Raw genomic sequence first — 14452 nt, 5'->3', positions numbered from 1 at the left:
GGCTCAGGGGCGCGTTCGGACGACGGCCGCGATCGCGTCCGCGACGCCGCTCGGATCCTCGTGCTCCCAGAAGCGGATCACCGTCCAGCCGAGAGCTCGGAGAGCGGCGTCCGTCTCGCGGTCACGCTCGATGTTGCGCGCGAGCTTCGGGCCCCAGTAGCCGGCGTTGCGTTTCGGTTGCGTCGCATGCTCGGGGCAACCGTGCCAGAAGCAGCCGTCGATGAAGACCGCAACCCGACACCGTGTGAAGGCGATGTCGGCGCGTGTGCGGAGCGGAGGGGCGAGGCGATGGTCGACTCGGTAGCGAAGGCCCTGCGCATGGAGGAGTCTGCGCACCGCAAGCTCGGGCCCCGTGTCGCGTCGGCGATTTGCGCGCATCGTGCGGCGGGCGTGGTCATCGGTCGACATCCCCTTGGGTTCCGCAACGTCGTCTTGTGCGGTCACCCCTCCATCGTGACACCTCACTCGCCTCAGTCGTGCTTCGGTGGCGCTCAGCACACAGATCCTCGTAATCAAGGGTGTAGGAGCGGCAGGAAGTCGCTGGTCTCCAGGAGTGCTCGGCGACGTGGCGATCAAACCCCAGAGCCCCCGAGCGGGGCCGCGCAGCCGATAGGGACGTCAGTTGATCGTCTATGCCGGTTCGGGAGTCGCGGTGCGCACCGTCAGTCAGCAAGTCGACGACGGCCGCAAGCACTTTCGAGGCCGTGCCGTCCTCGCGCGAGCCGACGCGTCCCACCAGCTGAGTTGCGCCAAACCGGTCCCAGACCTCGTCGTTGTCTGACGCGTGCTTGCCATCGCGGTGTCGGTCGCGGCGACACGCCGGTCGATCAGCCACAATCGAACGGATGTCTGAGTACTGGGATAGGCTGCGAAGCGGGAAGTTGCACCGCGGCGCCTGGCGCGCGGCATAGCTACCCGTAGTGACGGCCCTGCCATCCAGTGCTGACGAAACAAGGCGAAGGAATCGACAGTGAGCATGACGTTCCGCATGGGCGAGCTATTCTCAGGTCCAGGAGGGATGGCCCTGGGCGCGCACATGGCGGCTACGGAGCTCAACGTGGACCTCCGGCACGCTTGGGCGAACGATCACGACGAAAGCACCGTCGATACCTACGTCGCCAACATCCCGGGTGCGACGTCCGACACGGTGCATTTCGGCGACGTCCGCAATCTTCCAATCGCCGAGCTCGGGAGCATCGATGGCTTCGCATTCGGCTTCCCTTGCAACGACTACAGCCTCGTCGGTGAAAGTCGCGGGTTGAAGGGAGATTTCGGCCCTCTGTACCAGTTCGGCATCGATGTGCTCGATGAGTATGAGCCAGCCTGGTTCGTAGCGGAGAACGTCTCCGGATTGCGAAGTTCGAACGGCGGCCGGGACTTCGCGAAGATTCTCCGCGCGATGTGTGACGCTGGCCCGGGCTACGTCCTCACCCCGCACCTATACAAGTTCGAAGAGTACGGGGTGCCGCAGCGCCGCCACCGCATCATCATTGTCGGCATTCGTGCAGACCTCGCAACCGCAGGCGTGACTTTCCGCGTTCCGAAGCCGACTCACCCAACCAAGTCGGACTGGAAGACCGTCGGACAGGCGCTCACGGGGATTCCGGCAGAGGTCACCAATCAGGAGCGCACCCGCCAGTCGCCCACCGTCGAGCGGCGTCTGAGCTACATCGATCCCGGCGAGAACGCCTTCAACGCGAAGCGGATGCCCGAGGACCTTAAGCTCAAAGTCAAGGGCGCGACGCTCAGTCAGATCTATCGTCGCTTGCAACACGATCGTCCGTCGTACACGCTGACCGGCTCAGGCGGCGGTGGCACACATGGCTATCACTGGAAGGAGAACCGCGCTCTGACCAACCGTGAGCGCGCGCGAATCCAGACGTTCCCCGATTGGTTCAAGTTCAAGGGCTCGAAAGAAAGCGTCCGCCGACAGGTCGGTATGGCTGTGCCTCCCGAGGGCGCGCAGAAGGTCTTCGAAGCGCTGTTCAAGTCCTTCGCTGGTGCCCCGTACGATCACATCGAGCCGAACCTCGCGGTCACCGACGCGACCGTGCATCTGGCGTCCCCGCGGAGCCTCGAGAGAGACGTGTAACACGAGCACCAATCCCTTTGCGTATTCTTGCAGGGACGGTCAGGGAGGACGCGACGCATGCGAGAAGAGCCATTGGTCCCTGGTGTGGAGCTCCTTGAGTCCATGCGGTCTGTCGGGTACTCCTTCAACGCGGCAGTCGCCGACATCGTCGATAACAGCATCGCCGCCGGCGCACGGCACATCGATGTCCTCGCTGACACCGTGAGTGGTTCATACGTGTGCTTCTTCGATGATGGCTCCGGCATGGACGCCTCCGGGGCCCGCGACGCACTCAAGCTCGCCGGTACGCGGAACTTCGTGCGGGGAGAGACAGACCTGGGCAGATTCGGCCTCGGTTTGAAGACAGCTTCCCTCTCTCAGGGGCGGCGGCTCACGGTACTGACGAAGCAGGGCGGAGTGGTGACCGGGCTCCAGTGGGACCTCGACTTCGTTCTGCGCACAGGAAACTGGTCGATCCGCGTGCTCGAGGAAGCGGATATCGATGCGGCGCCTCAGAGCGAGCTCATCCGCCGCGGGGATCACGGGACGCTGGTCATATGGGAGTCCTTGGATTACCTCCTCGCCTCGGCGCACGATGTCTCGGGCTGGATGAGTTCACGCCTCAGCGAGTTACGCAACCACCTGGGGCTCGTGTTCCAGCGGTTTCTTGAAGGTCGCGACGCGCTACGGCTCAGTGTGAACGGCATCAAGGTGAGCCGAATCGATCCGTTCCTCGAGGACAACCGACGCACTCAGGTGTCGCCTGTAGAGAACGTGACGATCGAGGGGCACCCGGTCGTCGTCGAGGCCTTCACTCTTCCGCACGCGAGCGACCTCACCACCAGCGAGGGCAAACGTGAGGACCTCGGCGCCCGGATGCGTGAACATCAGGGGTTCTACGTCTATCGGAACCGCCGCCTTGTCAGCGCCGGAGGCTGGCTCGGTCTTGCAAAGCAGGACGAGCTGAGCAAGCAGACTCGCGTGCGGGTCGACATCCCGCCCGAGCTCGATCACCACTGGCAGCTCGACATCAAGAAATCCCGCGTCGAGCCACCTCAGGCGTTCCGTCAACGCTTCCGGCAGATCATAGACCAAGTCAAGATCAAGAGCACCCGCATACACACATTCCGGGGGCGGCAATCCGAGCCCACGGACTTCACCTTTCTCTGGAAAGTGATCGAGGACCGCAACGGGTTTCGGTACGAGGTGAACTCGGACCACCCTTCGGTGCAGGCCGTTCGCTCAGCATTGCCGAGAGGCGCAGCAGGCACGTTCGAGAATCTCCTTGCGGACCTCGCGACGTGCTTTCCAGCGGCCGACGTCTACGCACGCATGGCGGGCAATCAGCAACGAGAAGTCCCCCTGCTCGTTGAGACCGCGATCGCCGCCCGGTTGCGAGCGCTCCGCGATGGAGGAGCGATCGACACCGAACCTGCACGAATGTCAGAGGCACTTGGCAAGATCGAACCATTCAACTCTGTAGAGAACCTGCGTGACCTCGTGACCGAGGTGTGGAAGGAAGTCTGATGCAACTCAGCCCCGATGCCGCAAGGCTCCGCGAAACGCTCGCGGTCCAGATTCGCCATGACCCCGGCCACGTGATCGAGCTCACGCGACTTCAGGAACTCGCGGGGACACTCGCTCCACTGATGGCACCCGAACTCTCGCGTTCTGAGATAGACGTTGTGCTCGATCTGCTCATGGAGCAGTACAACGTCGTGATGGCAGACGGCTACGGCGTCGTGGACAAGGAGACGTTTACGCCCTGGCTCGCGGATCGGAAGACGGAGGTCGACCTTGCTCGGTCCGAGGCGTACGCCGAACTGTTGCTGCAACGCGGATGGTCTGGCGCGGTGATCGACGCGCTCGACCGCCAAACGGATCGCATCATGGATCTGCTCGGGGACCCAGCCAAGACCGGCGATGCGCCCCGGCGGGGAATTGCCATCGGAGAGGTGCAGTCTGGCAAGACCGCGACCTACATCAGTCTGCTGGCGAAAGCGATCGACTACGGCGTCAAGGTGATAGTTGTCATCGGAGGTCACACTGAGGACCTCCGGCGTCAGACGCAGAGGCGCATCGACTCGGACCTGACCGGCATCGATTCTTCTTATCTTGCCGACAATATCGCGAGCAACGACGTCGCGCACGTCGGGATCGGGAAGATCAACAAACATCTTCCGCTGTCAATCAACGTGCTAACGACCACGCAATCCGACTTCAGTGCGCGAAGCAAACGAGCCGGTCAGGTCGCACTGGGAGCCGGAACGCCAACCGTCTTCGTCGTCAAGAAGAACAAGACAGTTCTCAACAATCTGGCCCAGTACCTAAGCGCCGCCATGCCAACAGGTGGCGACCAACCACCGCTACTCGTTATCGACGACGAGGCCGACTGGGCGTCGATCAACACGAACGACGAGACGAACGTGACTGCGGTCAACGCCGCCATTCGCAAGCTACTCAAGCAGTCGGCGCACAACAGCTATCTGGGCATCACTGCAACTCCTTTCGCAAACATCTTCATCAACGACGAGATCGAGCAGGATCTCTTTCCCCGCGACTTCATCCAAGTGTTGGAAAGCCCGTCGAACTACCAGGGAGTCAACGCCTACTTTGGGCGCGCGGCACACCCGGCTCTGGTCGAGGACGTGGATGACACTCTCGCGGTGTTGCCCTACGCACACAAGGCGAACTCGCGAATCGAAGAGCTGCCCCTCTCGGTGCGCCGCGCGATTGCAGGCTTCTACGTAGGCACGGCGATTCGTAGAGTCCGCGACGGCGACGCCAGCCCCGCTTCGATGCTGATCAATGTAAGCCGGTTCAAGGCAGTCCAAGCGCAGGTCTTTCACCACGTGCAGGATTGGATTCGCGCGTTGTCATGGGCAATCACGTCTGAGTTCGGCCTACCTGAGGGCGGATCGATGAGCAAGCGGACCCAACTCCTCGAGGAGGCCTACAACGACCTTTACCCTGACGTCGACGTCACATGGATGAGTGTCCGCACTGAGCTGATCGGTGTGGCTGATGAGCTTCGAGCGCAACTCATCAATGGCGACACCAAAGCCGAACGTGACAAGTGGCTGATGCAGACCCCCCGCCGGATAAAGGAAGCGGATGCTCTGATCCCAACCGTGTACGTGGGTGGCGACGTGCTCGCCCGCGGACTCACGCTCGACGGGCTCCAGGTGAGCTACTACGCACGTCGGGCGGCTGCTGCCGACACGTTACTTCAGATGGGACGGTGGTTTGGGTACCGTCCCGGCTACGAGGATCTTGTCCGCCTCTGGATCGATCCTGCAACTGCTGAGCTGTTTCGGTGGACCTCCGAGCTCTCGCAGGAGCTCCGTGACTCTCTCGCCGAGATGGAAGCAAAGGAGCTCACTCCCAAGCAGTTTGGGCTTCGTATGAGACGGCATCCCGAGGGATTCCTGATCGCGAGTGCACGAAAGATGCAACACGCCGAAGACTTCGAAGGTACTATCTCGCTCAACGGCAGGACCTGGGAATCGCACAACCTCGTGCACGACGAAGACGAGCGACGCCGGAATCTGGAGGCTGTCGCCACGCTCTACACAAACCTCAGCGACCGACCACAGGCACCTCAGTCCGACCCATACGTATGGCGGGATGTCCCTGGTGAGGTGATCGCTGACTTCCTTGCGTCGTTCAAAGTTCACCGGTCCGACCCCACACTCGGCTCCGCTCCGGGGCAGCTGAGCCCGCTCCTGGCGCGGTTCTCGGATATCAAGGGGAGCGAACGTTGGGACGTCGCGTTCATGCAGGGCGCAGGTAAGGAGGCTGACGTGCCCGGACTGCCGGCAATCGCGACGAGCGTGCGCAACACTATGTATGTCGAAGGCGACGAGCTCCACTTCAAGAACCGTCGTGTCGCTGCGAGCGGCGACCTGTTCAAGACGCTCCCCGCTGCGGACAAGGAGGAACTCCAGCATCTGTACGCGGATAGCCACGCTGCCGACTACCGAGTGCGCGGAAGGCTCCCTCGGCCAGTACTCGTCGTATATACCGTCACCGGAGCAACCAATACCAGTAAGAAGCTCGAAGGTGGACGGACACCATACACGGCAACGGTGATCAATCCCGTTGCAGCAATCGTGATCGCGCCCCCAACTCTCACCCCCGAGGAGGAGATCGACGAAATCGCGAATGACCGTGGTGTGAAGTGGAAGATCAATCGCGTCTTCGCACGCCATGAGCTCGGTATGTTCGAAGACAATGACTTCGATGAGGAGGAGCAATGACCTCCGCGAAGCAGTTCGAGCTCGCGCTAGCAGGCGTCGATCTCAAGACGGTGCCCCTGCACCACGGCGTGTTGAGCGCATACGCGCTCAACGCACACGGGCACCCCGCGCTACTCGTCAGGGTGCCGCAGGAATTCGATCGAGAGGTCGAAGGGACGCGCGGCATCGACGTCCATGTTGACCCCGTCGGCTCGGCTAACCGCTTCTTGCGCTTCCAGTCCGAGTCCGTGGGTCTCACAGTCATGTTCGAGGCCATCGTTGACTCACTCCTCGACGCGAGCAACGACGCCGACCGGCTGGAGGTTGCTCTGGTTCACCTGATCCGGCACTTTGAGGACCTCCGGGACATGTTTGCTTCTCGCGATGGACACCTCAAGGGGGACTTGATCCGCGGGCTGTACGCGGAGCTCGCCATGCTTCTAGAGCTTCGGGACGCTGGCCTCGCGGCCGACGCCGCGGCAGCCGCGTGGCAGGGGCCATATCGCATCGCCAAGGACTTCGTGCTGGCCCGGGCGCGGTGCATCGAAGTCAAGTCGATCAGGCGCGTCAATCATCGGATCAAGATCTCCAGCGTGGAACAGCTCGATCCTCGCGACGATGACCTTCGGCTCGCGGTCCTCCCAATCGAGAGATGCGCGCCCGGGGATGGGCGCGGGTTGGTGGATCTCGTCAGGGAGGTCGCCGAGTGGATGGACTCGCAGCCCTCCGCGCGGGCCGCGTTCGCGAAGGCGCTCGCGGCGCTTGGATTCGAGGCGGACGACCCGTTCTACCAGCGCTATCACTTCGAACAGGGAGACTGGAAGTGGTTCTCCGTGCACGGCAACTTCCCCCGTATTCGCCCTGACGACGTGCCCACTGCCGTGCAGAATGTCACGCACACTCTGGACATCGACCAGCTTGGCGACTTCACCTCGAGCTCACACTGGACACTAACGCACTGAGAGAGTGACAGCATTGTCTGACTTCTACGACGAGTTCGCGAATTCCATCCATATCCGCGCCGAGGGGAACTCCGCCTTTCGACTCGAGGCATTCGGCTATGAGGCCGCCGATCGCCTCGAGACTGCCGAGGTCGTTCAGGACCTCACGATCGTGCCACTCCAATGCCGCGGGCGCAATCGATCACCGCTTCGAATCCTCGGGTACGCAGAGGACACAGCAGATAGCTCGCTCGTCGTCATGTGCTCGGCGTTCTACGACGGGCCAGGCGCGAAGCTGACGAAGACTGACGCGCGAGTTGCTTTCAAGGCGGGTGTTGGCTTCATCGAGCAGTCTGCGGACGGCTATCTCGGCGAGAACCTCGAGATCAGCTCGAACGAGGCGGAGCACGCAACGTACTTCCGCGACCTCCTTCGGAGGGACCCCCGAAACTCCCTCGGCAAAGTAGTCAAGTTCAAGTTCATCCTCGTGACTGACGGCACGATGAGCGACCGGATTCGATCTATCGATTCCGACGAAGTGTGTGGTCGGCCAGCGACCTACTCGATCTGGGATCTCCGGCGGTTCGAGGACCTCGCGAAGTCCGAGAGTGGTCAGGATGACTACGACGTCGACATCACGAAGTGGCTTCCCGACGGGCTCCCCTGTCTTCCCGCTACCTCGAGTGAGTCGCCCACGCAGTCCTATCTGGCGGTCATCCCGGGACATCTCCTCGCGGGCGTGTTCAATGAGTACGGGAGCCAGCTACTCGAGTCGAACGTGCGCACCTTCCTCAGTGCGCGCGGCAAGGTCAACCGAGGAATTCAGCGAACCCTCGCAAACGAGCCCGAAATGTTCCTCGCATACAACAACGGGCTGACGACCACGGCCACAGGCGTTGTCGTCAGAGAGACGCCTGAGGGACCGAGGATCACGTCGCTTCACAACTGGCAGATCGTCAATGGCGGCCAGACGACTGCGTCCCTCGCCCACTTCATTCGAACGCAACGCGGCACCAGCGTCGACCACGTTTCGGTTCCCATGAAACTTGTCACCGTCGCACCCGAAGGGGCAGCCGATGTCGTCTCATCCATCTCGAGGTACGCCAATAGCCAGAACGCTGTCAGCGAAGCTGACCTGTTCTCGAACAGTCCGTTTCACGTCCGACTCGAGCAGATCAGTCGACGTCTGCGCGCTCCTGCCCCCGACGGACACCACGTCCAGTCGAAGTGGTTCTACGAGCGAGCCCGGGGGCAATGGGAGAACCAGCGCAATGCTGGACCAGCGTCGCACGTCAAACGATTCGAGCTTGAGTACCCGAAGAAGCAACGGGTCACGAAGACCGACTGGGCCAAGTACGCGTTCAGTTGGAGCAAGCGGCCGCACGAGGTCAGTCGCGGTGCGCAAAGCAACTTCATGGCGTTCGCGAAGCTCGCAGCTGAAATGTGGGAGAAGGACGAAGACCAGTTCGGTGACGCGTACTTCCGCGCGGGTGTCGCCAAGGCGATCATTTTCACTGAGACACGCACCGCGATCATGGCATCCGAATGGTACGGCACCGGCTACCTGGCAAACATCGTGACGTACGCAGTTGCTCGATTCGCGTATGAACTAGAGCAACGCTTTCCAAAGGCAAAGTACGACCTCGAGAAGGTGTGGCGCACGCAGGGGATCTCGGCCGCCAGTCGCGAGTCCCTCGTATCGATCGCACGCTCGATGAGCGAAGTCCTGACTGACCCGACGCGCCCCCAAGCGAACGTCACACAATGGGCGAAGCAGGAGGAGGCCTGGAAGCGTGCCCAGCGGCAACCTGTCACCATCGACCCTCGCGTCGAGGCGGACCTCGTCGATGCCGCGGAGGTCCGCGCGCGGACAGTCGACGCAAAGAGGGAGCGGGTAATCGACACGGGCCTCGAGGCCGTCACTCGTGTCATGAAGGTAAGGAAGTCGGTGTGGGCGGACGTACTACGTGAGGCAAGCGGGGCGGGCGTCCTGAGCCCCACAGATCTGGACATCATCAAGGTGGTGACGAGTGGCGCCATTCCTTCCGATCGTCAGGCAACCCGCGCATGGCGAGCGCTGGAGCGGTGCGTCGATGAAGGGTTCGTTCTCGCTGACGACCTGTCGGCGTGACATGGGGCAGATCGGGATGATCCTGGCGACGTGGCCTCATGCTCCATCCTCATCGACGCATCCGACGGCCTGACCCTCGCACCCCGCTTCGGTCTCCGTCAACGAGGCCAGGGTCGAATTCCGCGTCGTCGTGGCCGACGACGCAGACGGTGCCACCTGGGTACTGCGGATCCCCCTCCCGAGGTTGTGGATGAGGCCAAGAAGGAGGCGCAGATCCTCGATTCCGAATCTCAACGTCGCCGGCGACCACAGATAATCGAATATCTGCTCGTTGCACAGAGTCGCCTGCCGCTCCTCCCAAACTCATGCTCCGTTCATCGACACCGTCCGCTACTCTTACTCGAAGGTTCACGAGTCACAGCTGTCGGTACCTGGCCGGCTGTGCGGCAACCCTCTCGGTCGAGTGGGGTGCCCCAGGGGAAGAACCGGCCCGCCACGGCCGTGCGCGGGCAAGTCGATGGATGCCCGCTGGCGGCGCGCGCTCGCGCACCCGCGGGATCCGGGAAGGAGCACTCCCATGTCTCTCATCAACGTCGATTCCGGCGACCGCGACGACCTCGACCCGCACGACGGGTGGGGCGACGTCCCCGAGGCCGACCGCCCGCTCTGGTCGCGGTACATGATCGACCACCTGCCGTGGTTCCCCGGCGCCGTCATCATGGCGCACCTCGCGCCCGGCCTGCTCAACGGGAACACGCACGCGCCGAAGACCTGGAAAGACACCGCCCGCGCCCTCCACGCCGCCGGCTTCACGCCCGCTCAGTACTACCTCCTCGCCGAGCTGCTGAAGAGCGAGTTCACCCGCGGCACCCTCGACATCCGCGCCCACGCCCACCTGTTCGAGCTGTGGCCGCACGAACGGCGCGGACCGATCCAGTTCCGGCTCAACGCGCACGCCTGGGCCCCGTGGCTCGAACGCGTCGCCGCCGGCGAATCCCCGCGGCGCGCGCTCCAGCACGTGCTGCGCGGAGGCCACCTGCCCCCGCTCGGCGGGCTCCTGCACCCCGACGGGACGCTCGAGACGATCGGCGACTGACACACCGGCGGGGCGGGCTGAGAGGCCCGCCCCGGCCACGCCGACGCTCGAATCGCAGAATCGGCTCAACTCCGTCAGCCTGACCCCAGCGCTCGACTACCAATAATTGGTACCCTTGGTTCATGGCGCAGAACACCTCGATCAGCCTCGACGATCACTTCTCCGCGTTTCTCTCGCGCGAGGTCGACTCCGGGCGCTATCGCTCCGCGAGCGAGGTGATCCGCGCTGGTCTGCGGCTCCTGGAAGACCGGGAGACGCAGCTCGCCGCTCTGCGAGCCGCGCTCGTCTCCGGCGAGAACAGCGGCGAGGCCGAGGAGTTCGACTTCGACGCGTTCATCGCGTCGAAGAGGCGATGACGCCCTACCGGTTCACGCCTGCGGCACAGCGTGACCTCTCCGGAATCTGGGACTTCACAGAGGAACGCTGGTCTCCTGCACAGGCCGAGACATACATCCTGGAGATCCGTGCGGCGATCGAACGGATCGCGACGGATCCCGATCGCGGACATAGATGCGATGACATCCGCGAGGGATACCGCCGCTATCGCATCGGGAGCCATCTCGTGTTCTACGTCGTCACCGACGATTCGATCGACGTGATCCGCGTCCTGCACCAACGCATGGAACCGGGCCGGCATCTGTAGGCCCACCTCCTCCTCGACGGCGAACGGATCACCGGCGTGATCGACTGGACGACCGCCCGGGTCGACGACCCCGCCCGCGACTTCTCCTTCCAGCTCGGCGCCGCTGGCGACGACATGCTGCAGGTGGCCGTCGACGCGTATGTCGCGGCCGGCGGGCGCACCTGGCCGGGCCTCGCGACGCAGGCGCGCCGCATCTGGGAGGCGAGCCCCCTCACGTACGGGATCTTCGCCCTCGAAACCGAGGATCCGGTCCACCGCGCCGCCGCCGAGGCGATGCTGAGCCCCGAACTGTAGAGGCGCCGAGAGAAGGCAGCATCACCGAGGATCGCGCCAAACCGCGATAATCCCCTTCTCTCGACGATTCGGCCTCATCTCGGAACTGCGCCCGACGCCGCGCAACCTGCCGCCACGCATTGGCACCCCACCCCGCACCCCACGTACCGTGGCCGTATGAGCGACGAGCAGCCGAAGAACATCGTCCAGAACGCCCGCGTGCAGGAGGCGCTTGCGGCGTGGGCCGAGAAGAAGGATCCGCAGACGCACAGCGACGTGCTGCGGCGCGCGGCATCCGGGCAGCTGCTGCTCGACATCAGCCATTCCGAGTTCGCGGATCCCGAGAAGCCGATGCAGGAGGGCGACAAGCTCGTCGTCACGTCGGTGCGCGACGACGAGGGCAAGGATCTGCTGCTCGCGTTCACCGACAACCCGCGCCTCGAGGCGTTCGCGCCCGGCGACGAGGGCCGCTCGCTCGCGCAGCCCGCGGCGGCGACGCTCGCGCAGGCGATGGAGCACCACGACGGGATCGCGATCGACGCGGGATCCGACGGCGCGTTCATCACATACGCCGACGAGATGACGCGCGCGTTCGGCGACAGTCTCGCCGACGCCTCGCGCCTGGCATCGGCCATCGTCGACGGCGGCGTCGAGCTCGACGAGTTCGTGCGCATGCTCCACGACGCGGTGGTCTATGTGGGCGGGATCCCCGTGACCGACGACGACGGCGACACGATCGGCTACAACATCGCGAGCGCCACGCGCCCCGACGGCCAGGTCCTGCACGCCCTGTTCACGAGCCCCGCCGAGCTGTGGGCGTGGGAGTCGGCCGCGATCGCCCAGCCGACGACGCTCGAGAAGGTCGTCGCGTCGGCGAAGGACGACGGGATGGCGGGGATCGTCGTCAACCCCGTCGGCCCCGCCGCCGAGCTCCAGCTCGACTGGTTCGAGGACGCCGAGAAGGCCGGCGGCGCGGAGGCAGGCGACGCCGACAGCTGACCCCGCCTACTCCCCCGCAGCCTCACCGACGAGGATCCGCGCGAGCTCGTCGGGCTTCGTCAGCTGCGGCCAGTGGCTCGTCGGCAGCTCGATCACCGACATCTCCCGCACGGCGCGCATCTCGGCCGTCATCGGGTGATCCGCCGCGACGAGCTGCTCGAGCTGCTCGACGGGGAACGCCGTCGCGACGATCGTGATCGGCACCTCCCAGCGCGCCTCGTCCGACAGGACGATCGGATCCGTCGCGACGCGCTCGGGCACCGGGATCGCGCGCGCGATGAAGTCCGCGAGCTGATCGTCCGCGAAGTCCTGGAACTCGACCTCGGCGAAGTACGCGGCGCGATCCTCGGGGAACGGCACGACCCCGCCCGCAGCCGGCAGCTCGTCGTTGACGGCGAATCCCTCCGGCGGCGGGAAGGCGTCGACGAAGACGACCCGCGCCACGCGATCAGGCCGCGCGTCGGTCGCCCCCACGCCACGGCGCCGCCCGCCGAATGCCCGACGAGGACGACATCGCCCTCGACATCGTCGATGATCCGCACGACCGCATCGACGTGATCCTGCAGCCCCACATCGATGCCGTCGCCCGGCGCATATCCGGGCAGGGTGGGCGCGTGCACGCGATGGCCCGCCGCCTCGAGTGCGGGCACCTGGCCGCGCCCCGACGATCCGTCGAGCCAGAATCCGGAGATGAGGATCACGTCCATACCGCGAGGGTAGAGGGAACCCCCGACGAGGGGAACAGGTGGATTCGCACGCTGCCCCGCCGTCGTGGTATCCAAGGCGGATGATGTCCTCCCCCGCGCCCGCCGTCGACCGCGCGGCCCGCCTCGCCGTCACGCTCTTCCCCGTGCTCGTCCTCGTGGCCGCCGTGATCGGCTTCTTCGCCCCCGGCGCCGTCGTCCCCCTCGCGCCATCGATCCCGTGGCTGCTCGGCATCGTCATGTTCGGGATGGGCCTGACGCTCACGCTGCCCGACTTCACCCGCATCGCGAAGCGGCCGTGGATCGTGGCGATCGGCGTCGCCCTGCAGTTCATCGTCATGCCGCTCGCCGCGTGGGCCATCGCGGTCGCCCTCCAGCTCCCGGCGGAGCTCGCGGCGGGCCTCATCCTCGTCGGCTGCGCGCCGGGAGGCACCGCCTCGAACGTCGTCACCTACCTCTCGCGCGGCGACACCGCCCTGTCCGTCACGGTCACGGCGTGCTCGACGCTGCTCGCGCCCGTCCTCACGCCGCTGCTCACACTGTGGCTCGCCGGCCAGTTCCTCGACGTGCCGTTCTCGGCGATGATGCTGTCGGTCGTCCAGACCGTGCTCGTCCCCGTGATCGCCGGGATCCTCGTGCGGATCCTGCTGCGGCGCTGGATCGAGCGGGTGCAGCCCGTGCTGCCGTGGGTGTCGACGATCGCCATCGCCCTGATCGTCGCGATCGTCGTCGGTGCAAGCGCCGAGCGGATCATCGAGGCCGGGCTCATCGTCTTCCTCGCCGTCGTGCTCCACAACGGCTTCGGGCTTCTGCTCGGCTACGGCGCGGCGTCCGCGATGCGCATGACCCAGCGCGAGCGCCGCGCGATCGCCGTCGAGGTCGGCATGCAGAACTCGGGCCTCGCGGCGTCGCTCGCGGCCGCGCACTTCTCACCCCTCGCGGCCCTGCCGGCCGCCGTGTTCTCCGTCTGGCACAACCTCTCGGGCGCCGTGTTCGCGATGGCCCTCGGGCGCCGACCGATCACGGATGCGGATCGCCCGGAGGCGCAGACGGAGCGCGACACGCGCTGAGCGGGACCATTCAGCGGCGCGCGGTCGCCTGCCAGCGCCTCATCGCGTTCAGCCCGCCAGCAGCTCCTGGTGCTCGGGGTGCGCGTCGAACCAGTCGGCGACGTACCAGCACACCGGCACCACCCTGAGCCCGCCGCGCGCCTCGATCGCGTCGACCGCGCGCTGCGTCACGACCGCCGCGTAGCCGTGGCCGCGGCGGGCGGGGTTCGTGAAGGCCCGGGTGAGGGCGATCGTGTCGCCGCGCACGCGGTAGTCGAGCACGCTCACGAGCTCGTCGCCGCGGCGCAGCTCGTATCGCGACAGGTCCGCGGCATCCGTGAAGGTCAGGTCAGCACTCACCCCACGA

The 14452-nt window shown here is 65.0% G+C and carries 13 protein-coding genes, 2 pseudogenes and 1 riboswitch; of the genes and pseudogenes, 11 read left to right on the top strand and 4 right to left on the bottom strand.

Annotation, left to right across the window (positions count from 1 at the left end; translation table 11 throughout):
• Window positions 1-3 precede the first annotated feature (3 nt).
• Window positions 4-444 carry a very short patch repair endonuclease gene (locus GB932_RS12660; protein ID WP_306769957.1) on the bottom strand — a complete coding sequence of 147 codons (441 nt, stop codon included), beginning with the start codon at window positions 442-444 and terminating at the stop codon, window positions 4-6.
• A 532-nt stretch (window positions 445-976) separates the two neighbouring features.
• On the opposite strand from GB932_RS12660, the gene GB932_RS12655 reads away from it, so the two are divergent.
• From GB932_RS12655 to GB932_RS12610, 10 genes and pseudogenes are all read left to right on the top strand, one after another.
• Window positions 977-2092: a DNA cytosine methyltransferase gene (locus GB932_RS12655; RefSeq protein WP_156761074.1), complete on the top strand. Its 1116-nt coding sequence runs from the start codon at window positions 977-979 to the stop codon at window positions 2090-2092.
• Window positions 2093-2149: 57 nt separating this feature from the next.
• Window positions 2150-3598: an ATP-binding protein gene (locus tag GB932_RS12650; protein WP_156761057.1), complete on the top strand. Its 1449-nt coding sequence runs from the start codon at window positions 2150-2152 to the stop codon at window positions 3596-3598.
• Complete coding sequence (locus GB932_RS12645; protein WP_156761056.1) at window positions 3598-6330, top strand: Z1 domain-containing protein; 2733 nt, start codon at window positions 3598-3600, stop codon at window positions 6328-6330. The genes GB932_RS12650 and GB932_RS12645 overlap by 1 nt, the downstream gene beginning before the upstream one ends.
• Window positions 6327-7271: a PD-(D/E)XK motif protein gene (locus GB932_RS12640; RefSeq protein ID WP_156761055.1), complete on the top strand. Its 945-nt coding sequence runs from the start codon at window positions 6327-6329 to the stop codon at window positions 7269-7271. Before GB932_RS12645 ends, GB932_RS12640 begins: the two co-directional genes overlap by 4 nt.
• Before the next feature lie 13 nt (window positions 7272-7284).
• Window positions 7285-9381 (top strand): AIPR family protein, encoded by a 2097-nt coding sequence (locus tag GB932_RS12635; RefSeq protein ID WP_156761054.1) that lies wholly within the window; start codon window positions 7285-7287, stop codon window positions 9379-9381.
• Window positions 9382-9727: 346 nt separating this feature from the next.
• A riboswitch (SAM riboswitch) is annotated at window positions 9728-9843 on the top strand.
• A 55-nt stretch (window positions 9844-9898) separates the two neighbouring features.
• Window positions 9899-10417, top strand: a complete 519-nt coding sequence (locus GB932_RS12630) for a hypothetical protein (RefSeq protein WP_156761053.1) — start codon at window positions 9899-9901, stop codon at window positions 10415-10417.
• Window positions 10418-10539: 122 nt separating this feature from the next.
• A complete protein-coding gene (locus tag GB932_RS12625) occupies window positions 10540-10773 on the top strand; it encodes a type II toxin-antitoxin system ParD family antitoxin (protein ID WP_156761052.1) in 234 nt (77 codons plus the stop codon).
• Window positions 10770-11060 (top strand): type II toxin-antitoxin system RelE/ParE family toxin, encoded by a 291-nt coding sequence (locus GB932_RS12620; protein WP_156761051.1) that lies wholly within the window; start codon window positions 10770-10772, stop codon window positions 11058-11060. The genes GB932_RS12625 and GB932_RS12620 overlap by 4 nt, the downstream gene beginning before the upstream one ends.
• Before the next feature lie 15 nt (window positions 11061-11075).
• A pseudogene (locus tag GB932_RS12615) lies at window positions 11076-11354 on the top strand (phosphotransferase); the annotation flags it as partial.
• Between the two features lie 156 nt (window positions 11355-11510).
• Window positions 11511-12332 carry an SseB family protein gene (locus tag GB932_RS12610; protein WP_156761049.1) on the top strand — a complete coding sequence of 274 codons (822 nt, stop codon included), beginning with the start codon at window positions 11511-11513 and terminating at the stop codon, window positions 12330-12332.
• Between the two features lie 6 nt (window positions 12333-12338).
• Here the strand turns inward: GB932_RS12610 and GB932_RS12605 are convergent, their stop codons facing one another.
• Both GB932_RS12605 and GB932_RS19645 read right to left on the bottom strand, forming a co-directional pair.
• Complete coding sequence (locus tag GB932_RS12605) at window positions 12339-12806, bottom strand: hypothetical protein (protein WP_306769958.1); 468 nt, start codon at window positions 12804-12806, stop codon at window positions 12339-12341.
• A gap of 47 nt (window positions 12807-12853) precedes the next feature.
• Window positions 12854-13039 (bottom strand): annotated as a pseudogene (locus GB932_RS19645) (alpha/beta fold hydrolase); the annotation flags it as partial.
• Window positions 13040-13119: 80 nt separating this feature from the next.
• On the opposite strand from GB932_RS19645, the gene GB932_RS12600 reads away from it, so the two are divergent.
• Window positions 13120-14106 carry a bile acid:sodium symporter family protein gene (locus GB932_RS12600; RefSeq protein WP_156761048.1) on the top strand — a complete coding sequence of 329 codons (987 nt, stop codon included), beginning with the start codon at window positions 13120-13122 and terminating at the stop codon, window positions 14104-14106.
• Window positions 14107-14154: 48 nt separating this feature from the next.
• Here GB932_RS12600 and GB932_RS12595 read toward each other — a convergent pair whose 3' ends face one another.
• Window positions 14155-14445, bottom strand: coding sequence for a GNAT family N-acetyltransferase (locus GB932_RS12595; protein ID WP_156761047.1), 291 nt, complete (start codon window positions 14443-14445; stop codon window positions 14155-14157).
• Window positions 14446-14452 lie beyond the last annotated feature (7 nt).

It is taken from the genome of Microbacterium karelineae (assembly GCF_009745985.1).
Classification (GTDB): domain Bacteria; phylum Actinomycetota; class Actinomycetes; order Actinomycetales; family Microbacteriaceae; genus Microbacterium; species Microbacterium karelineae.
The sequence above is the reverse complement of the archived record's forward strand: the minus strand, read 5'-3'. Positions and strand labels throughout refer to the sequence as shown.